This is a genomic window from Microseira sp. BLCC-F43 (assembly GCF_041929235.1).
Classification (GTDB): Bacteria; Cyanobacteriota; Cyanobacteriia; order Cyanobacteriales; family Aerosakkonemataceae; genus Microseira.
Genome location: NZ_JBHFNP010000168.1, coordinates 15,121 through 36,197, shown reverse-complemented (window position 1 = coordinate 36,197; position 21,077 = coordinate 15,121). Strand labels below are relative to the sequence as shown.

General features: G+C 44.7%; 16 protein-coding genes and 2 pseudogenes. 12 read left to right on the top strand and 6 right to left on the bottom strand.

Annotated elements, in window-relative coordinates; all coding sequences use genetic code 11:
- Positions 1–106: 106 nt before the first annotated feature.
- The 6 genes from ACE1CM_RS23445 (at position 107) to ACE1CM_RS23420 (ending at position 9,360) form a co-directional block, all read left to right on the top strand.
- Positions 107–1,489, top strand: coding sequence for a cation:proton antiporter (locus ACE1CM_RS23445; protein ID WP_374880873.1), 1,383 nt, complete (start codon positions 107–109; stop codon positions 1,487–1,489).
- Between the two features lie 1,438 nt (positions 1,490–2,927).
- On the top strand, positions 2,928–4,307 hold the full coding sequence (locus tag ACE1CM_RS23440) for a CmpA/NrtA family ABC transporter substrate-binding protein (protein ID WP_374880871.1): 1,380 nt from the start codon (positions 2,928–2,930) through the stop codon (positions 4,305–4,307).
- Between the two features lie 108 nt (positions 4,308–4,415).
- Positions 4,416–5,243: a nitrate ABC transporter permease gene (ntrB, locus tag ACE1CM_RS23435; protein ID WP_374880869.1), complete on the top strand. Its 828-nt coding sequence runs from the start codon at positions 4,416–4,418 to the stop codon at positions 5,241–5,243.
- Between the two features lie 125 nt (positions 5,244–5,368).
- On the top strand, positions 5,369–7,369 hold the full coding sequence (locus ACE1CM_RS23430) for a nitrate ABC transporter ATP-binding protein (protein ID WP_374880867.1): 2,001 nt from the start codon (positions 5,369–5,371) through the stop codon (positions 7,367–7,369).
- Positions 7,370–7,503: 134 nt separating this feature from the next.
- The gene (locus ACE1CM_RS23425) at positions 7,504–8,370 is read left to right on the top strand and encodes a nitrate ABC transporter ATP-binding protein (RefSeq protein WP_374880865.1); all 867 of its coding nucleotides are present in this window, start codon (positions 7,504–7,506) and stop codon (positions 8,368–8,370) included.
- 117 nt (positions 8,371–8,487) lie between these two features.
- Entirely contained in the window at positions 8,488–9,360 is an 873-nt protein-coding gene (locus tag ACE1CM_RS23420) for a DUF6671 family protein (protein WP_374880863.1), read from the top strand.
- 1,071 nt (positions 9,361–10,431) lie between these two features.
- Here ACE1CM_RS23420 and ACE1CM_RS23415 read toward each other — a convergent pair.
- From ACE1CM_RS23415 to ACE1CM_RS23405, 3 genes are all read right to left on the bottom strand, one after another.
- Entirely contained in the window at positions 10,432–10,677 is a 246-nt protein-coding gene (locus tag ACE1CM_RS23415) for an AMP-binding protein (RefSeq protein ID WP_374880861.1), read from the bottom strand.
- 14 nt (positions 10,678–10,691) lie between these two features.
- The gene (locus ACE1CM_RS23410) at positions 10,692–11,867 is read right to left on the bottom strand and encodes an arginine deiminase family protein (protein ID WP_374880859.1); all 1,176 of its coding nucleotides are present in this window, start codon (positions 11,865–11,867) and stop codon (positions 10,692–10,694) included.
- Positions 11,868–12,249: 382 nt separating this feature from the next.
- The gene (locus tag ACE1CM_RS23405) at positions 12,250–12,468 is read right to left on the bottom strand and encodes a transposase (RefSeq protein WP_374880977.1); all 219 of its coding nucleotides are present in this window, start codon (positions 12,466–12,468) and stop codon (positions 12,250–12,252) included.
- Positions 12,469–12,686: 218 nt separating this feature from the next.
- Here ACE1CM_RS23405 and ACE1CM_RS23400 point away from each other — a divergent pair.
- The 3 genes and pseudogenes from ACE1CM_RS23400 (at position 12,687) to ACE1CM_RS23390 (ending at position 15,307) form a co-directional block, all read left to right on the top strand.
- A pseudogene (locus ACE1CM_RS23400) lies at positions 12,687–13,913 on the top strand (ISL3 family transposase).
- Between the two features lie 187 nt (positions 13,914–14,100).
- A complete protein-coding gene (locus ACE1CM_RS23395) occupies positions 14,101–14,514 on the top strand; it encodes a hypothetical protein (protein WP_374880857.1) in 414 nt (137 codons plus the stop codon).
- A gap of 298 nt (positions 14,515–14,812) precedes the next feature.
- Positions 14,813–15,307, top strand: coding sequence for a hypothetical protein (locus ACE1CM_RS23390; RefSeq protein WP_374880855.1), 495 nt, complete (start codon positions 14,813–14,815; stop codon positions 15,305–15,307).
- Here ACE1CM_RS23390 and tnpA read toward each other — a convergent pair.
- A pseudogene (gene tnpA / locus ACE1CM_RS23385) lies at positions 15,298–15,694 on the bottom strand (IS200/IS605 family transposase). The gene ACE1CM_RS23390 and the pseudogene tnpA sit on opposite strands and share 10 nt — an antisense overlap.
- Positions 15,695–15,761: 67 nt before the next feature.
- Here tnpA and ACE1CM_RS23380 point away from each other — a divergent pair.
- The 3 genes from ACE1CM_RS23380 (at position 15,762) to ACE1CM_RS23370 (ending at position 19,401) form a co-directional block, all read left to right on the top strand.
- Positions 15,762–17,255: an RNA-guided endonuclease InsQ/TnpB family protein gene (locus tag ACE1CM_RS23380; RefSeq protein ID WP_374880853.1), complete on the top strand. Its 1,494-nt coding sequence runs from the start codon at positions 15,762–15,764 to the stop codon at positions 17,253–17,255.
- Positions 17,256–17,666: 411 nt separating this feature from the next.
- A complete protein-coding gene (locus ACE1CM_RS23375) occupies positions 17,667–17,897 on the top strand; it encodes a hypothetical protein (RefSeq protein ID WP_374880851.1) in 231 nt (76 codons plus the stop codon).
- Positions 17,898–18,120: 223 nt separating this feature from the next.
- Positions 18,121–19,401 carry a glycosyltransferase gene (locus ACE1CM_RS23370; protein ID WP_374880849.1) on the top strand — a complete coding sequence of 427 codons (1,281 nt, stop codon included), beginning with the start codon at positions 18,121–18,123 and terminating at the stop codon, positions 19,399–19,401.
- Here ACE1CM_RS23370 and ACE1CM_RS23365 read toward each other — a convergent pair.
- Positions 19,361–19,606, bottom strand: a complete 246-nt coding sequence (locus ACE1CM_RS23365; RefSeq protein WP_374880847.1) for a fatty acid desaturase — start codon at positions 19,604–19,606, stop codon at positions 19,361–19,363. The two genes, ACE1CM_RS23370 and ACE1CM_RS23365, sit on opposite strands and share 41 nt — an antisense overlap.
- A gap of 516 nt (positions 19,607–20,122) precedes the next feature.
- A complete protein-coding gene (locus ACE1CM_RS23360; RefSeq protein WP_374880845.1) occupies positions 20,123–21,004 on the bottom strand; it encodes a M48 family metallopeptidase in 882 nt (293 codons plus the stop codon).
- Positions 21,005–21,077: the final 73 nt, after the last annotated feature.

Here is a 21,077-nt window from a genome sequence, read left to right as displayed (position 1 = left end):
GCCTACAATTGTTATTAGAAACCGGGTTTTTCTGTGTAAGTCATCAACTTCCCAAAATATCGATGGCAACAGTTTCCACAAATTTCAATAGCGAGAATTATTCCTCATGATAGAGTTGACTAATTCAATTTCTCCCCTACTAGCGACAGCAACCGAAGCCGAATATGCTCCAGTCGTTCTCACAGGGGTGCTGCTGAGTTTAGTGGCGATTTATATTGCCAGTAAAGTCGGTGCAGAGCTATCCAGAATGATGGACTTTCCGCCTGTTTTAGGTGAATTAGTGGCAGGTGTCGTTGTCGGTATTTCTGCTCTGCATTTGGTTGTATTTCCCGAAAGCGGTGCCAATGCTTCCGACTCGGTCATCATGACCATTTTGCAATTTCTGGGCAACCTTGATGCCGAAGCAGTTACGTCAATCTTTCAATCGCAAAGCGAGGTTGTCTCAGTTCTCGCCGAACTGGGTGTAATTATCCTCTTGTTTGAAATTGGTTTGGAATCAGATTTGCGGGAACTGCAAAAAGTCGGCTATCAAGCCACCATTGTGGCTTGTGTTGGCGTCGCAGTTCCTTTTGCAGCTGGTACTGCCGGACTGATGCTGCTGTTTCACGTAGCAGCGATTCCGGCAATTTTTGCAGGTGCGGCGTTGACGGCTACCAGTATCGGTATTACCTCCAAAGTTTTGTCAGAAATTGGGCAACTCAAATCGAGAGAAGGTCAGATTATTGTCGGTGCTGCCGTCATTGACGATATCTTGGGAATTATCGTTCTGGCAGTCGTTGCTAGCCTTGCCAAAACTGGCGAAATCGATGTGTTGAACGTTATCTATCTGATTGTCAGCGCTACTGTTTTTCTCATCGGTTCGATTCTGCTCGGCAAGTTCTTCAATAAATCCTTTGTTGCTGTTACCAAGCAATTGCAAACGCGCGGAAACCTAATTGTTCCAGCGATGATTTTTGCTTTCTTCATGGCTTTCATTGGCAGCGCCATTCATTTAGAAGCCATCTTGGGTGCGTTTGCAGCAGGTTTAGTCTTAGACGAAACCGATGATCGCAACGAACTCGATGAACAAGTGAAGCCAATTGCTGATATTTTGGTGCCGATTTTCTTCGTCACCGTCGGTGCAAAAGCAGATCTCGGCGTTCTCAATCCCGTCGTTCCTGAAAATCGCGAAGGGTTAGTTATTGCTATCTTCTTGCTCGTGGTGGCGATTTTAGGCAAAGTTGTGACAGGTTGGTCAGTTTTTGGTCAACCCGGAATTAACCGTCCAGCGATTGGAATCGGCATGATTCCACGGGGTGAAGTCGGATTGGTATTTGTTGGCATTGGTTCAGCTAGCGGTACTCTCGATAAACCCTTGCAAGTGGCGATTATTATCATGGTGATTATGACCACCTTCTTAGCACCACCTTTATTGCGGTTGGTATTTAAGGAACCAGTGGAACCTAATCAACAAATAGAACCCGCTAAAGAACCAGCTAATGTTGGGTAGTAATACGATTACCCTCTTGATTCTGCTTCCCGCCTGGTAACGCAAATAAGCAAGCCTCCAATCTCTGAAGAAGAGATCTGGAGGCTTATTTACAGCAGTTTACCTCTTACCTCGTTACCAGGCCTGCGCCTGGTAACGCAAATCTAGAGGCTCCTGCCTCTGGAGAATTGGGGAGGCAGGAGCCTCCCAAACTGCATTTCCAGGCGCGAGTCTGGAAACGAGTTAAAAGAAACTTTGGTGATGGCCTGGTCGTGCGTAAGTCCTGAGATATTTTGAATATGGGTGCAACAAAACATTTTAGGGACGCATCGGAAAAACTTTGAGGAATTCGACAAAACTTACTGATATGATGTCAGGCTTTTCACCCATAATTAAACTCTCCGCGTCGCCTTGTCCCCGAGTCTGGGCGTCAGTCCTCACTATGGGTAATCAAACAGACATGATATGATGCGTCTCTACTCCCCGCAACCTCTAATAATTTTTCCGATAAGCTAAACTTTTACCAAAGTCAACTAGAAATTATTACTATTTAGCCAAATTAGGTAATAATGCTCATTTATAAAAGGTTGGCAAATCGGTAATAATACTGAGCGAATCGGGTGAAAGGGCGGGCGATATGCCTCCGCAACGCTTGCGCGATCGCAAAGGTTCAGCAGTAATGCTAAATCGCGAAATCCTTTGGAAATAAGCCCTGCAACCAGTCAAGTTAGTCGAAACCCGGTTTCAGGGATAAGATATCGATCAGCCTATCTCTTTTGGTAGATGCGATCGCAAATTAATTGTGCGCCTATCGAGTATTTTCCTTGGACATCAAGTAGCAATGTACGGCTAATTCTCCGTAAAAACATCGCTGACAATAGGGTCAAATTCTCGTTTGAATCGAAAACAGCGCTATCCCTCGTCTGAGGTAAATATGGCTTTGCCAGCCGTTGCCTCTAGTTTCGGCTATGGTTCAATCAAACCAATCCATAGAGGTTAATCTATGTAAAACCTAAAACAGGTAGAGGATAGTAAAAAATACTTATCGTAATCATTTAATTTTTCTTTTATAATTTGGTTCAACCATTGAACCACTAACCTCGTTTAGGTGCTAAATTTACATTTAACGAACACAGCTACTAAGGCTGTAACGGACTTCACTAACTAAAAGCGGTTAATGCAACTGCATTAGCGCTCGCCATTGCCAAATAATAGCCGCCAACCTATAGCAGGTTTTGCGGCGGGCTCATACTAACCAAGCATCAAATACAGACCTGACATGATGTTTTTGTATTAACTTGGTTCGCGCGGATAGCGACTCGCAGTTGCAATTCCTAAGCTAACTACCTACAGATAGCGCTAAAGCTAATTCACGCCCTAAGCGTCTTTCCAGAATAGAGGTTCTATAAATCGAGTTCCCCAATCAAAAGAGAGAAGAGGTCAGAGGTAAGGAGAGGTTATGAGTCAGTTTTCCAGTCAAGTTTCTCGTCGTAAGTTTCTTGTCACAGCTGGAGCATCCGCTGTAGGTTCTGTATTACTCAAAGGCTGTTTGGGAAATCCTCCTACAGATAACGCCGGTACGGGTACGGTGCCAACAACGACCAGCCCCGCTGTTGTTCCGGCTGCGAATATTAACCCGGCAGATGCACCAGAAACCCCCAAAGTCAAATTGGGTTATATCCCGATTGTAGAAGCAGCCCCTCTAATTATTGCTAAAGAAAAAGGCTTCTTTGCCAAGTATGGCATGACCGAAGTAGACGTATCCAAGCAAGCGAACTGGGGTTCTGCTAGAGACAACGTGGAAATTGGCGCGGCAGGGGGCGGCGTTGATGGCGGACAGTGGCAGATGCCGATGCCTTACCTAATTGCTGAAGGCAAGATTACCAAAGGAAACGCCAAAATTCCCATGTATGTCTTGGCGCAGTTGAATACCCAAGGAAATGGGATAGCAGTCGCATCCAAGCACAAAGGGAAAATTGGACTGAAACTCGACGGCACCAAATCTCTCTTCGATCAGCTGAAATCGACTAACGCCCAATTCACTGCGGCGTATACATTTCCCGGATCTAACCAAGATTTCTGGATTCGCTACTGGTTCGCCGCAGGTGGAATTGACCCCGATGCGGATGTCAAATTGCTAACCGTACCCGCCGCCCAAACTGTGGCAAACATGAAGACGGGAACGATGGATGCCTTCAGTACGGGCGACCCCTGGCCTTATCGTATCGTCAAAGACGGCATCGGCTACATGGCAGCTTTGACCGCAGAAATTTGGCCTGACCACCCGGAAGAATACTTAGCGATTCGTGCAGATTGGGTGGATAAACATCCCAAAGCTACTAAAGCAATCCTCAAAGGTTTAATGGAAGCGCAACAGTGGTGCGACGATTTTAATAACCGCCAAGAAATGGCACAAATTCTCGCCACTCGGAATTACTTCGGCGTGCCAGTAGAAGTGTTGATAAATCCGTTCCAAGGCATATACGACATGGGCGATGGTCGCAAGATTGACGATAAAAAGATGGCGACTTACTACTGGAAAGACGCCCGAGGCAGCGTGTCCTATCCCTACAAGAGTCACGACCTTTGGTTCATGACCGAAAGCGTTCGCTGGGGCTTTTTGCCACCAGATACTTTGACGAATGCTAAGGCAATAATCGATAAAGTCAACCGGGGAGATCTGTGGCTAGAAGCAGCAAAAGAAGCAGGTATTGCGGCTGCGGATCTGCCTACCAGCGACTCTCGTGGTGTTGAAAAGTTTTTTGATGGTATCACTTTCGATCCAGCCGACCCGACGGCTTACCTCAAGAGCTTGAAAATCAAGAAAGTGCAAGTTTAGCTAATGGCTAATGGCTAATAGAAAAAACCAATTAGCAATTAGCAATTAGCAATTCCCAATTCCCAATTCCCAATTCCCAATTAACCTGTTTAGAGGAGAACACTCTCAATGACTACACTTCAAAGACGCGGTGCTAACCGGAATGACTTTATGTCGCAGCTGCAAAAACAGTTGCCCGATTTGATTCCCCCGATTCTAGCTATAGCTGCTTTTCTATTTGTGTGGCAGCTATTTGCTTGGCTTCCGGGTGCAACCTTACCCGGCCCGGTACAAATTTTCGCGGATAAAGATACGCGGGATTATATTTTCTATCCTTTCTTGGACAGAGGCGGTACAGATAAAGGATTGTTTTGGCAAATCCTCGCCAGCTTACAACGGGTGGCAATTAGCTACACTTTAGCTGCCATTGTCGGCATCGGCTTGGGCATTTTGATTGGGACTAATAAAATGATGAACAAAGCTTTAGACCCAATCTTCCAGTTGCTGAGAACCGTACCCCCTCTAGCTTGGGTGCCGATCTCGCTGGCAGCTTTACGTCAAAACGAACCAGCCGCGCTGTTCGTAATTTTTATTACCGCAATCTGGCCGATATTAATCAATACGGCAGTGGGCGTGAAGAACATTCCCCAAGACTACAACAACGTCGCCAAGGTTCTCCAATTGACTAAAAAAGAATACTTCTTCAACATTCTGATTCCGGCGGCACTGCCTTACATTTTCACCGGATTGAGAATTGCGATTGGGTTAGCTTGGTTGGCAATTATCGCGGCAGAAATCGTCATGTCGGGTATTGTTGGAATTGGCTTCTTCATCTGGAACGCTTACCAAAATAACGCAGTAACAGAAGTAATTGTGGCTCTAGTTTATATCGGCGGAATTGGCTTGATTCTAGACAAGTTCATGGTTTGGCTGGAATCGAAGATTATCCAACAATAGTCAATCGCTAATGGCTGGCTAATGGCAGCAAAGAATTACGCAATTAGCAATTAGCAATTAGCAATTAGCAATTAGCAATTAGCCATCACCAATTACCAATCACCAATTACCAATTACCAAACGCCATGTCTGTTTTTGTAGCTGTAGACCAAATCAATAAAGTATTCGACCTATCCGGTGGCGGTCAGTACATCGCGCTCAAAGGAATTGACCTCCAGATTAAAAAAGGGGAATTTGTCTCGTTAATCGGTCACTCCGGTTGTGGGAAATCCACCTTATTAAACATGATTGCCGGTCTGGATTTGCCCAGCGAAGGCGTCGTGACCTTGGAAGGTCAAAAAATTACCAGACCGGGGCCAGACCGGATGGTAGTATTCCAAAACTATTCGTTATTGCCTTGGCGCACGGTACGGGAAAACATCGCCCTCGCCGTAGACTCGGTGATGAATGGGCTGTCGGTTGACGAACGTCGGGATATTGTAGAACAGCATATTGATATGGTGGGGTTGCGACCTCACGCTGATAAATCCCCCACGATGCTATCGGGGGGACAGAAACAACGGGTAGCGATTGCGCGCGCCCTAGCTATTCGCCCCAAACTCCTGCTACTCGACGAACCCTTCGGTGCGTTGGACGCCCTAACGCGGGGTAATCTGCAAGAGCAGCTAATGCAAATCTGCGAAGAAAATCAAGTCACCGGCGTTATGGTGACTCACGACGTGGACGAAGCAGTGCTGCTATCTGACAAAATTGTCATGCTCACCAACGGCCCAGGATCTAAAATTGGTCAAATTCTGGAAGTAGACATTCCCCGTCCCCGCAAACGGATGGAAGTAGTAGAACACCCCAGCTACTACAGTTTGCGAAGCGAAATGATTTACTTCCTCAACCAACAAAAACGCATCAAGAAAATTCGGGCGCAAAAAACAGCGGTTGTGGCGCGTCACGGTCTGGAAAAAGTCAACCTGTCAATTGGTTTCGTTCCCCTCACAGCTTGCGCGCCCGTCGCCATCGCTAAAGAAAAAGGCTTCTTTGCCAAACACGGTCTAGATGAAGTCAGCTTGGTGCGGGAAACCAGCTGGCGCGGTATCGTAGACGGCATCTCGGGAGGATATTTAGATGGGGCACAAATGCCCTCGGGAATGCCTTTGTGGCTAACCTTGGGCGGTAACGACAACCGTCCCACACCAACGGTAACCTCCCTCACCATGTCGCGCAACGGCAACGGGATTACCTTGTGCAAGCGCTTCTACGACCAAGGAATCTACTCCCTCAAAGAATTCAAGCGGATGTTGCTCGAGTTTCCAGCGAGTCAGCACAGAATGGGAGTCGTGCATCCCTCCTCGATGCATAACCTGCTGCTGCGCTACTGGCTGGCTACTGGCGGCATCGACCCCGACCACGACGTGCAATTGAAAAATATCCCACCAGCGCAGATGGTGGTGGACTTGCAAGGGGGAACGATTGACGGTTTCTGCGTCGGCGAACCCTGGAACACCCGCGCCGCAATGGATGGAGTCGGATTCACCGTCGCCACCGACTTGGAAATTTGGCCCGGACACCCAGGAAAAGTCCTCGGCGTGCGGGAAGAGTGGGCAGACGCTTATCCCAACACCCACGTCGCGTTAATCAAAGCGTTGTTGGAAGCTTGTCGGTATTGTGCCGAGCCGGCACACGAACAAGAGGTGTGCAAAATTCTCGCCGATCGGGAATATTTAAGTACGGATGTTTCTTACATCCACTTGGGTACCCCCGATAGCGCTAGCTGTAGTTTGGATATACCGATGCGCGAATACGGGCATCACCTGTTCTTTGGCGAAGGCGTTAACCGTCCCAGTCGTACCGAGCAACTTTGGCACATGACCCAGCTGGCACGTTGGGATCACACGCCTTTCCCCAGGAACTGGGTGGAAATTCTAGAACGGGTTTCTCGCGTCCGCGCATTCAGCATCGCAGCACGAGAATTGGGTCTAGTTGATATCAGTTACAATCAAGGCAAAATTAAACTGTTCGATGGCTCTACCTTTAATACTGAAGACCCCATTGCCTATCTCAACAGTCTAGAGATAAAACGCGATTTCAGCATTGCAGAAATTGCGATCGATTTCCGACCTACTGCTGCTTAATAGGAACTAGGGACTAAGGGAAGATGCTTCCTTAGTCCCTAGCCCCTAACCCCTTTCAAATGGCAGATTTAAATTTGAAATCTAAAATCTGAAATCTGCAATACTCTGTCCATCTCACTAAATTAACTGGATCAATGGTTAACCGCCCTCTAAGCTATACAGATAGCAAAACCAGCTACACAACCCGTCGTTCAGCACCAGCTACCAGCAGGCGCGAGGCTTTCCTGTCGATTGAAAATGTCAGCAAAGTTTATCCAACTAAGAATGGCCCTTTCACGGTTCTCAATGGCGTTAACTTGAGGGTAGAAGAAGGGGAGTTTATCTGCGTCATCGGTCACTCTGGGTGTGGCAAATCCACGCTTTTGAACATGGTATCGGGTTTCGCTTTCCCGACTGAAGGTGAAGTGCGACTGCAAGGAAAGCAGATTACCCAACCAGGACCCGACCGGATGGTGGTGTTCCAAAACTATGCCCTATTGCCTTGGCGGACTGCTTTTGAAAATATTTATTTAGCGGTGAATGCGGTTCATCCGAATAAGTCGGAAGCCGAAAAAAGAGACATTGTGCGGAAAAATCTCAAAATGGTGGGATTGGAAGATGCGGCTGAGAAAAAGCCACCGCAAATGTCTGGGGGTATGAGACAGCGGGTTTCTATTGCTCGTGCTTTGTCAATTCGCCCTCAAGTGTTGATTCTCGACGAACCTTTTGGTGCGTTGGACGCGATTACTAAAGAAGAATTGCAGGAAGAATTGCTCAAAATATGGGCAGATCAAAAATGCACCGTGTTGATGATTACCCACGATATCGACGAGGCGCTATTCTTGGCAGATAAGTTGGTGATGATGACCAACGGCCCTGCGGCTAAAATTGGAGAAATTATGGAGATTCCCTTCTCGCGTCCCCGCGATCGCGCCCGCATCATGGAAGATCCAACTTACTATAAGCTGCGTAACCAGGCTTTAGACTTCCTCTACCACCGTTTCGCCCACAGCGACGACTAAGATAATTTAGGTAATGGCGTTCCCAGGCAGAGCCAGGGAACGAGGGTAAATAGGTAATAGGTAATGGGCAAGAAAACCAATTACCTATTACCCATTACCAATTAGCAATCATCAGTAATGCCACACAAAATCATTGCAGAATTATTCAGCAACCGCGTGGGAGTCCTGGCGACCATGCACCAAAAAGAACGGGTGATGGCTCCGATTTTGTCGCGGGAATTAGGAATTACCGTTCTAGTACCAGAAAATTTTGATACGGATAGATTCGGGACTTTTACTAGAGACATAAAACGCGCCGGAAGTCAAGTAGAAGCAGCGAGATTTAAAGCTCTGGCGGCAATTGAAGTGACGGGGGAAGCGATCGCATTCGCCAGCGAGGGTACTTTTGGCCCCCATCCCTTGCTTCCCGGACTTGCTTTAAATCGAGAAATTGTAATTTTTATAGATAAAAAGCACGAAATAGAAATTATCGGTCAGTCAGCTGCTTTAGAAACTAATTTTAATAGTAAAACCGTTCAGAATATCGCTCAAGCCTATGCATTTGCCAAACAAGTAGGCTTTCCGGAACATGGAATCGTTGTGATGGTTAATAAACCATCGGAAAATAAACCTCAAATTATTAAAGGAATTGTCACGGAAGAACAGTTAATTGAAGCTGTAACCTTGGGGTTGAGTCAGTCGCAAGATGGTAGCGTGCAGATTGAGACAGATATGCGCGGGCATTACAATCCGACTCGGATGAAAAATATCGAAAAAGCTACCCTCGATTTGATTGGGAAACTTAACCAACTTTGTCCCCAGTGTTCTTGGCCTGGTTTTGATTTAGTTGACAGGAAAATAGGATTGCCTTGTGGGGTTTGTGGTTTTCCTACTGAAATGACATTGGCTGTTATTTATCAATGCAAAAAATGCGGTTTTGCCAAAGAAAAATTATTTCCAGATGGGAGAGACTCGGCAGATCCAGCACGGTGTTCTTATTGTAATCCTTAGACATTAATCCCTTCCCTCCGGAAGAATTTGTATTGAATGAACCGCGTTAGCATTCCCTCAGCATTGCGGATGCGCAAGAGGGATTCAAGGGTAGCGAATTAGACACGAAGAACGCGTAAGCCTTGCGGCGCGTTAGCGCTAGGAAGAGAAAAGAAGAAGTAGATAAGTAGGTGCATGTAAATAAAGTGAAAATAGTTATATAAAGATAGGGCAGGCAGGATGCCCACCCCACAAAGCTTTCAAATCTCTCTCTTGAGGACGTCGGGTGTTCAGTTTATTTATACCTAACTTAATTGTAGCGAACGCAACAATTGGCAAGCATGGGGAAAATACGACTGAGCAAGCGATATTGTAACAGTTAGCGTTGAGAAATAGCCTGAGAAAAACCATTCGTGACAGGTTAAGAAAGTGGAGATTTTGTCAATGAGTGAATATGCTCAAATAAATTTGAATGAAAATGAGAATATTATCTGTTCGTGGATAGAAAAAGGCAATCAATGATTGCCTTTTTCTATCTTTATGATTATCATTATCATCCAAACAGTAGTACCAGGATCAAGCGAATATTTCAAGGTGAACAGACTCTACTCCAATCTGGTTAGAGACAGCACAGCACAGATGCACTACTTATCAAAAATAGTGGAAGTGTCAAGTACTTCTATGTGTCAAACTAAATTATCTTTAGTTTGACAGTTACACCATGAAAAAGCGAATTTTTCGCCATCCTGACCACGGGAAGCGACACAATACGCCTAGTAAATTTATTATTCTGTCAGTTATACTAACGGAGCAATTTGAACACTTTTTACTAGATTGACTGCTGGTAAATGTACATAATTTTATTAATTGTGGTCATCAATTTAAGTCAATCAAATCTGTATTTTTGGTTAATTTACTACTATTTCTCTAGATTGAGATTGGGTAATTAACTAACTTTTTATTCTCCATCGCTTCGGGTTAGCTAGCTTTAAAGAGAATGATAATCATACAGAGAGGGAAAAGGCAATCTACGATTGCCTTTTCCCTCTCCCCGACCATAAACGATTCTCATTATCATTTAAGTATATTCACTCATTGACAAAAGTTCCACTTTCTTAACCGGGCACGAATGCCCAGGGACAAGAGATGGTGGGCTACGTAGTTAGCGCGTACATTTAGTTCCCCATAGGTAAGGGATTGCTCACCCTCAATGAGTGCAATTGCGTCCCGCTGCTCTGAAACTTGTTGCTCAAACAATTGGTGAACGCAGATATCCGGAAACTCAGCTTGCGTTGCGTTCCAATCAAATAGAATTTGTTGGCGTTCTTTCTCTTGCATGGGGGTAGGGTTCTCTACATGATAAAGCGAGAGACGCTATTAGTTGTTGCAGCTAGCGGCGTGTAGTTTAGTTTAGGGAAGTAATCCTTACAGGTTCCCCTGCGACGGATATCCCAGGTGGCGCAATGGAGCGAACCGCCAAATTCAAAGACATTGCGGAAGGGAATTGGGTAGACATCAAAGCCGTGTTTGTCGAGTAACTCATGAAGCGAATGCTCTTGCTCTTCGCAGATAACCTTCTTGGGGGAGATGCTCAACACATTCATCGCCAACCATTTGCTTGACTGGCAGAACATAGGCATCTCATCGTCGGTGGAAGTGGGGTGGGGGGCTTCGATGAATTGCCAATCGTTGTCTATGAAGAGTTTCTCTTCGCCCGCTTTGATGGGGCGCTCTGGATTCGTTAGCACAACGCCCGGTGCCAACGGGACAAAGGTACAGTCAATGTGGGATGGGAAAAGATCCAGTGGGAAGTGAACATCATGCACGCGGAAGCCACGTGGCTCCAAATGCCGTTTGAGCCAGCGAATCCCTGCACGATTGGTCGTCATGGACTCCTGCACAAAGATATCATGACCAAAGCGGCTACAGTCTGCCGCGTCAAAAATCACCTCATCCTGGGTTATACAGAATTCAAAATCATGCATGCGCTCAAAGCGCTTTTCTAACGACCACTCCCAGAACTCCTCACGATACATCAAGTCATGCATCGTTGGTTTGGGGGCGGCATTCCAGATCATGTACGGATCCTGGTTCCAATACTCATAGACCAGCTTGCGATAGGGCAGATACTCGAAGAAACGCGCTCGCCGTGACATGGTCGCTTCCAGAATCTCATTGCCAAAGGTGATCATCACGTCACGTGGGCAGACTGCACAGTATTGATTCTCCACTTCAAAAAGGGGGGTCTTTACAGGTGTGCCAAAGTTATGTTTTTCGGGTCTGCGTACGGTCACGCCGTGTGATTCCAAGAGAGCCACCAGCCCATTTAACTCCTCGTTGGCTTTCTCTGTGACTTCTTGTTTTTTTGGCCCCTTGGGAAAGGGGAAGATCTTCGCCGCATGTTTGTCGCGTAGTGCCGGACAGCTGCCTGGCTCAGTCGGTTCAAAATAGGCATCATCTGCAATCCCGACTACTATCTCCTCTAGCTCATCCCATTCATTCCAGGCATTAACAATTCTCATTTGCATCCTTAAACACCAACAATTCCAGCTTTGATCGGGGAGCAGTAGGATACTGCCTCGAAGTCCTACGCCTGCCATCATCTTTTTCTCGCTAAATGATGGCGCACCCCTCTCCTACCAACACTGAGGACGACCACTGCGAGGCTCATTCCAGTATCCATACAGCCCCTTCTTGCTCCTGCCAACGAAGGCTAGACCACTCATTAGACCTCTCCAACAAAGAAACTCTCACGCGATCGCTTGAAGATTCTAACAGAGTTTTCTCGCGAAGAAAATGAGTCAACTTCGGGAATATATAGAAAGACACCCCTCGGAAACCCAGAGACTATATTTTTTTATTAAATCTATAATAATGAGAATCAAGTGAATTCCGGTTCTCCAGGACATATTATGCTAAACTATCAGTTAGATGCCAATGTAGTAAAGCTCTTTTAGCAAAATTATCGAAATTTTTAAAGCCGAAAGCACAACGTTTTAAAACTTTTAAGCGATTATTTATTCCTTCAACCATAGCAGTCGTTTTCTGCTCAAAGTAACCGACTATTTCTGCAAACCAGTTTTTGATCGTTTTTACTGTTTTTGGTAAAAAAGGTGTAGCTTTTAACAGCCAATATGCTAATTTTAAAGTGCCTTCACCTAAATTATTAATTTGCTAAAAAATATGTTCTTCAGTACCTAATATGCTAAAAAATTAGTGATTTTTCAAAATCACTATAAACGATTGTGTATAAAAATTGATAAAAGCCTTGCTATACTTGACATCTGTAATCAATTTATAATTGATTGAAATTAGACAAAATAGTATGTTTGGGTAAAAATTGATTTATGGACTCGAAATACGGAACCAAACTTATGACAGAACTCCTAAATCTTGAGCAGTTAAAAGTAACTTCTTATCGTCAGCATTTAGGTATTGGAATAATTTTACAGGTTGAGTCATTAAAATCATATAGTATTTGTCAACATTGTGGGACAAAGAGCCATCGGCTACAGCAAAATAATCGGTATTTAGTTAAAGATTTGCCATTGAGTGGTCAACGTGTATATCTGGAAGTAAATCGACGACAATTTAAGTGGGAAAAATGTCGAAAACCATTCAGCGAAGACCTAGATTTTGTCAAGAAAATCAGAAATTATACTAAAGGATTAGCTGACGAAATTGTCAGAAAGATTTTAGATAATGATATCAAGAGTGTTGCAGAAAGAAGTCATGTAACGACAGAAGAAATTGAAACAACGATCAAAGATATATCTGGAGAAACTTTAAATTCAAAACCATCAAAATTAAAACGGTTAGGAATTGATGAAATAGCCATGGTAAAAGGACAAGGGAATTACTGTGCGGTTTTCATCGATTTGGACAAATCCAAGTTAGTCGCAATCATCAATGAACGTACACAAGCAAAAATCAGGTAAGTACTTACACAGTGGGGAACAGAGGTTTTAGAAAAAATCGAGGAAGTCAGTATAGATTTGTGGAAACCTTATAAAACACTTGTAGAAGAGTTGATGCCCAACGATCGGGTTGTAGCCGATAGATTTCATGTAATGAAACAGGTAAATGATGAATTAGAACGACAAAGAAAACACGATAAAGTTAGCGCAAAAAAACATCATAATAAATTGGTAAACTCAAAAATGTTATCAGGAATTACTCAAAGTAAATCCGCTTTAATTAAAAATGAATCAAGTTTAAATGAGCAACAAAAAATCAAGCTGGATCGGGGAAAAAAAGTTTATCCTGTTTTAGGAAAAATGCATGTACTTAAAGAACAGTTGCGGGCAATCTTCCAAGAAAGCACAGATTGGATGATAGCCTTATTTAATTTAGGGGATTGGTTAAATAAGGCTGCAAAATATTTTCCAAAAACTCAGAAAACTATCCGGCGATGGTTAGATGAAATCCTTGCTTATTTTGACCACAGAACTACTCAGGGTATAGTCGAGGGCATTAACAATAAAATCAAACTGATTAAACGGTCTGCTTATGGATTTAAAAACTTTGATAATTTCCGAGTTAGATGTTTATTACATTGGCATTTTAATTGTTAGTTTGGCATAACAGGTACTGAAGAACCCTATTTTCCGCCAAGTTTTAACCTTAGTTACCCTCGCAGACTTTTATCAAATCGCAGACGAACTAGACAAAACCACAATTCTGCCATTTCGCTGCATTACCTTTGCGGCGATTTCCCGCCGAGAAGCCGAAGCTGCTAAGATTTTACTGCCGCTTTTAGTTATGGCGATCGCTAAAGACTACACTTTCCAAGAAACCTTATTAAGTGCCGCCAACTCCGCACCTCGTCACCAAGGAGAAACCGCCTGGGAAATCGCCGTCACCCTCCTAGAAAAGGTTGGTGTAGAATTAGTCAATCGAGCCACAGAAATTACCGTCGAACTGCTGTTAAGATGCGATAATTCTGCCAGCTGGCATTTTAATAGAGCTTTACAAGCAATTAAAAATAGAAGCCCCGCCAGCGAACATAACCCCCAAGAAAGCTATCATATTTGGGGAAAGTTTATCGGTTACTACGCCGAAAAACGGCTAAAATTACGCGATCGCACCATCGATATAGATATTTTAGCCAGTCTGAAAGAACATTATTTCTTATTCGGCAGTCAGATTAGAGCTACCGCATTCGTGCCAGGTTAAGAAAGTGGAACTTTTGTCAATGAGTGAATATGCTCAAAATACTTTCGATGAAAATGAGAATCTTCTGTGGTCGGGGAGAGGGAAAAGGCAATCTCCGATTGCCTTTTCCCTCTCTGTATGATTATCATTCTCACTCAAATAGCACTACCAGGCGCAAGCAAGCATTTCAGGGTGAACAGACCTGACTCTAATCAGCTCAGAGAAGGCACAGTACACATGCACCGCTTTTTCTTTCATGTGGAAGTGTCAGGCACTTCCATATGTCAAACTAAATCATCTTTAGTTGGAAAGTTAAACCATGAAAAAGCGAATTTATCGCCATCGGGACCACGGGAAGCGACATAATACACCCAGCCCAAATAACCAAGTTATCGCCGCACATCTAGAACAATTACTAACACCAGCGATTTTCAACCAACAAGAACAGTTGACCAGTTCGCTAGTTGCTGAATTATCACCTTCCCAGCAGCAGATCGAGTGTCAGTTAAGGGCAGATGGTGCGATCGCATTTTATTTCAGTGCTGGAGAAAATCAGGTAGCCACTTACACTAAACCCCGAATTGAGCCAGACGGCAATGGGGTTGTTCTTGAACGATGGCGCGTTGAGGGTAAAGAAGCACCCGAAGAGCTTGCACCCGCGGCGATGGCACAAGTGGGGCACATCTTGAGCTTGGGCGATCTCGCCAATCGCGGCACAAGGTTTCACAATAAAGAACGGGAAGCGCGGAAGCCCCCGTACTTCAGTCGGGGGAGGAAGCGCGACACGAGCGAATTTATTCGCCGTCAATCATGATGTCGTTGATTTTCTATATACATCTTAATGGTTTCGCTACTGACGTTACCCGCCGCCCTTGACAAAATAGGATCTAGTCTACAGCGAGGGCAGTTTTAGTAAGTGAGGAAATTCTTGCCTGAGATAACGAGAACTTCTGCCTTTAATTGCCTTAGCTATTTGTTTAGCTGAGGTGTCTGGTTGTGCATTAACGAACAAATGTACGCGATCGGGCATTATTTCCAAGGCGATAATCCGCCAATCATGCTCCTTGCACGTATCCCAGATTATCTCCCGAAGTCGTTTCTCTACATCTCCAACTAGAACCTTTTTTCTACGGGCAGGTATCCAGACCAGATGGTAGTTGATCGGGGATACCGTGTGATTTTTGTGTATATACTGTTGCATTTCCCTAAAAACCTTGTTATGATATCTGTAGATAATTATAGCCCTATCAACGGCAACAGGTCTAACAGTGATATTAAGCTACGTCTACAAGCTACGTCCAAACGAGGAGCAATCCGCCAAGATGGATAATTGGCTTGATATGTTGCGTAGCCATTATAACTGGTGTATAGCGGATAGGATAGATAATTACTACCAACAGTTCATACAAGGAGAGTATTGCGATCTAAAGACTAAGGCAGTTGCTTATCCTCTAACTTCATGTGTGGTTAGAGGTGGTGCTACTGGTTATCCTTGGACGGGAGCAGGTAAAAAACGCAATGCGGGAAAAATACAAGATGCCGAACTACCAATCTTGAAAAAAGCTAGACCCTGGTATGCTTTGATCGACTCTGATGTATTACAGCGAAATATTGCTAGGTTAGATACTGCCTATAAGAACTTCTTTGAAGGTAGAGGTTTTCCTAAGTTTAAGAACCGTAGTAATTTCAGGTCATTTGAATATAAGCCAGGAAGAGTAATATTTAATTTTGACAAGTCTAGGGTATATCTTCCTGGTATAGGGGAGATGAAATACTTTAACTCTCGCTCAATACCAGATGGTTTTAATATCCGCACGATTACCATTCGACGCCAACAGCAAGGGTGGTATATGAGCGTGAGGCTTGAAAACAAGTCAGTACCGGAATTATCTCCTAAACCACTGACAGAGGTTAATACTGCGGTGGGATTGGATTTAGGGTTAATCAAATTAGTACATTGCTCGGACGGCTCTGTGTTAGATAACCCCAAATTTAGTACCAATAAGAAAACGCGACAGTTACTAAAAGTCAGGCAACGTCGCATCAACAGGAAGAAGAAGGGGAGTAAAAACAGGAGTAAGGCAGTTGCGCGAGTTGCTAAGTTACACCAAAAAATAGTGGATAGACGCTCTGCCCATCAATGGAAACTAGCTCATAAAGTAGCTAACAAGGCAGATTGTATTATTGCTGAAGACTTGAACATACAAGGGATGAAATCGAGATGTAAGGTAAAGAAAGATGAGAAAACAGGACAGTACCTCAAAAATGGACAATCGCGCAAGCAAGGATTAAATCGGGCTATCTCTGATGCGGCTTGGGGAGAATTGATCTCTAAAATTGAGTACGTTACTGCAAAGCGAGGAAAGATTTTAGTCAAAGTAGATCCCAAGCATACCAGTCAGACTTGTGGTGCTTGCGGTCATGTCGATAAAGCTAGTCGGGACAGAGAAAAGTTTATCTGTACTAACTGTGGCTTTTTCAGTCATGCTGATATTAATGCTGCTCAGAATATCAAGCTCATAGGTATTAAGCAGTATGGTTTAAATATTAAAAAGGTACCCAGGGACTCTGGGAAACCCAAGGAACCAATTCAGTTAAAGCTGAACTTGGATGTTCTTGAAACGCCCTCTCCTGAATCAACAGGAGTTAGAAGGAGACAACATTGTACTCGTAGGAGTGAACGCAATGTGCCAGGGAACCAAATTGGAGAACAGTTAGCGCTGTTCGATATGGATATATTAGGTAGTTCCAATTCTGCCTAGTAGAATCCCCCGATTTCTAATCGGGGGAGTGTCAAATCCAACAGATTGATATTGCAGCAGGTAAGGCTACAGTGCAAGCTACCGCGCGCATCGAGCAATTTCCATCTGCGTGAATTACCCCCGCTATACTCGCTCATACCCACAACTCTGTTTTTAAACGAACCGCCATAGACGCGCCAGCGGCTTCCCGTAGGGTAGACGCCAAGAACGCCAAGACGAAGAGAGAGAATCACAAGAACGCCAAGACGAAGAGAGAGAATCACAAGATCGCCAAGACGAAGAGAGAGAATCAAGGGGGCAATCGTATTTAGCATCACTCTGGGATTTAAAGCGACTCATTCATTGGATAGAGAAGTACTGGCGATATCACACCTCATTGGTTAGAAGTAAAAAATCGTCTTGCTATCTAGGATGAATTCAGAAGCAACAGTTAAAGATCGAGAAATTATCATGAGCGATCGCACCAATTCCCAAGAGCCACAATCCACCACTAATACTAGCGGTAATCAAGATATCGAACCGCAAGATCCACAACCAGAATCCGGGTTTGTCGATCGCCAAGAACTGATGGAAATTCGCCAAAGTTCCCCACTCAATCCACGAGTGAACGACAAAGCTGAAGCTAACCAGGAAGAAGCCTGATCGTATCAGCTTTGGTTGATTACCCATAATTAGGAGTAGGGAAGGTGATTAACGTTATCTGTTTGTCGGAAATATTTATTATGCCGTGCCCCTACTCGTATGATTGGAGGGTTTTACCCAAAGCGTTTGATTTTAAACGAATTGTATTTATAAACCCGCCGCGCCGTGGGATGGCGATGCCAGCGGACACAATCTCAAAATTAATTTGGATAACCTTAAAAAAATGACTCATTTTGGTATTATCTGTCCTCCCTATCCAGGGCATTTGAATCCGTTGTCTGCACTCGGACGAGAATTACAATCTTGCGGGCATCAAGTTACATTTCTGCAAATTCCCGATCTGGAATTAAAGGTGCGATCCGAAGGTTTGAATTTCTATCCGATTGGGGAATCTACCTATCAACCGGGAACGATGGCGCAAACCTTCATCGAACTGGCGAAATTAAGCGAGTTGAAAGCGTTGCAGTATTCGGTGAAATTCTGTCAGGAAATGGCAGAAACGATTTGTCGGGATGCGCCAAAAGCGATCGCAGATATCGGCATCGAAGCGTTGTTAGTCGATCAGCTGGAAATTGTCGGTGAAACCGTTGCAGAAGGACTGGGATTGCCGTTTATCTGCATTTCTTCGGGGCAGGCTATTCATCGTCGCCCAGATGTGCCGCCGTTCTTCACCCCCTGGAGTTACCAAGATGTCCTGTGGGCGAGGTTGCGGAATCAAGCAGCATACTACCTGCTAGATCGGGGTTGTCAGCCGATTTTGCAAGTTATTAACGAGTATCGGCAAAAGTGGAAGTTGCCTCCCTACCATCACATCTACGCTTCTAATGCGCGATTTGCCCATATAAGTCAGCAGGTAGCGGCTTTTGATTTTCCCATCCCCAATTTACCCAAGCACTTGCATTACGTTGGACCGCTGCGGAATGCTTCTGGCAAATCCGTTTCTTTCCCGTTTGACCAACTAACCGGACAACCTTTGATCTATGCTTCGCTTGGGAGCGTGCAAAACACCAAACGCGATGTTTTTCGCTGCATTGCGGCTGCTTGCGAAGGATTGGATGTGCAACTGGTAATTACCCACGGAGGCGGGATGGATGCAACAGGTGTGGCAGAACTTCCCGGAAATCCCTTGGTGGTTGAATATGCTCCCCAACTCGAAGTACTTTCAAGAGCGAGTTTAACGATTACCCACGCCGGACTAAACACGGTTCTCGATTCCCTCAGTCATGGAGTCCCCCTGGTGGCGATTCCGATTACGTTTGAGCAACCGGGAAATGCGGCGCGCATTCGCCAGACGGGTACCGGCGAGGTGATTCCCGTATCGCGCTTGAGTGAAATTCAATTGCGCCAGACAATTGAGCGGGTATTAACTCAAGAGTCTTATTGGCACAATGCCCAGAAGATTAAGAGTGCGATCGCTCAGTCTGGCGGAGTAAAAAAAGCTGCCACCATCATCGAACAATCTCTCAAGTCTGAGTCAAATCAGCTATCCGCCGCTTACGGATGATTGGCAATTGCCACCAGGGAACCTCAGGATACTCATGGTGTTCCTCGTGATAGCCAAAATGATAGCAGGTAATAAACGACCAGAACGTTGAGAGGGAATTACTCTGGCAACGGTGAGGATTTGTATATCCTCCGTCTTCCGGTGTGGCAGAAAAGTCCCGCAGTAAAACAACTGGAGCGAACTTAAAAGTGATGGAATTACCCAAAATAAAAACATATTTTGTTCGGCGAAAATCGAAAAATGTTGCAGCAAGTTAAAGATGATCGATAATCCGTCAAGCATCGCATTAAAGGCAGTTTCCCCTAAAATGCGGTGAGCCGCCGTCGTCGGATGAATCCCATCCCAGAACAAAAACTGGTCTGAATTACCACAGGCACCAGATCCAGAGAAACACGCAGCGATGATGTCAATAAAACTACAACCATGAAAAAAACCAGGAGCGTGAGTCCTGCTGCTAAAAACCAGTTTTTTGCTTTCATCAAACTCTTCTGCAAACCGTTATTAATGGTTCTAGTTTTGAGCAGAGATTGAGCCTGCAAGAAGATCGCTTCTCTAAGCTAACAAGCCGACTTAAGCACTGGTGAGCAAAACCGAAGAAAAAAAGGTGCGGATTTTGCCAATCGTCGCCAAGTTCTACAATGTAGGGTGCATCCTTAGCCGTGTACGGCACCGTCACCACTATATATGGAGTGGCGACGTCAGTCCTGTTGTTCGTTACAAGTTACCAAGAATCAGAAAAATTCCAATCTTCTGTATCTCCGATTTCTTCTAAGTTACTCTGTTGAATTAAAGCCTCATATTCTCCCGAATCAACCCATTTCAATAACTCACTAGCTCGCATGATTGCCCAAGAAAACCTGTATTCCATAAAACTCAACATTTTGGCGATCTTATCGAGATTATTAAAGCTTTCGGAGGAAAACTCGCGAGCTTGGTCAATAAAATCTTCAACGATTTCAGTTGACAAGTATTCCCTCGGTAAACCAGCGATTTTCATCAGTGCGGTAGTTGCCACTTCCACATCCTGACAAGCCAGCAAACCGGCGCGATCGCTAGTGAATTTCGCCATCATCAACCAATTGTACAAAGCCAGTTCCACTCCACTCGCTAACAAGCCACCTAAACCCAAGGTAGTATTGCTTAAAAACGTTTTTAAACTCGGCAGAATAATCGCCGTTTGGTGGTATAGTAAATGCCGACTTTTAATGTGAGCCACTTCTTGTCCCAAAACGTAAAGCAACTCCTCGTGGGAGAGCCATTCCATACCCTCTAAATTGATGCTGACGAGGGGTTTTTCCACACCAATGGTGTAGGTTTGAATGTAACCCGTTCCTCGACACAGGTAAAATTCGGGGACTGGGGAAACATCAAGAATTTGGCAGGTTTCTACAAATGATTTATGCAGGTAAGGAAAATTGCGGGGTGTGACTCTTATGTCATTACCAAGGAATTGCAGTCTGAGTAAGCGATCTATGCCGTACTCGTTAATTTTCTTGAGCAGCAAAGAAACACCGGGCATTTTTTCCAAGGAAGCTAGGGCTTTGCGATCGAAGGGGTGTTCGTAGGCTTCTGATCTTAGTCCTGTTAATACTTTTTGCTCCATGAGTTTTGCTCTTCCCAAGTTGTATAGGACTTACGCACATATTCCCGGTTTCTACAAAACATTGTTGGTTTGG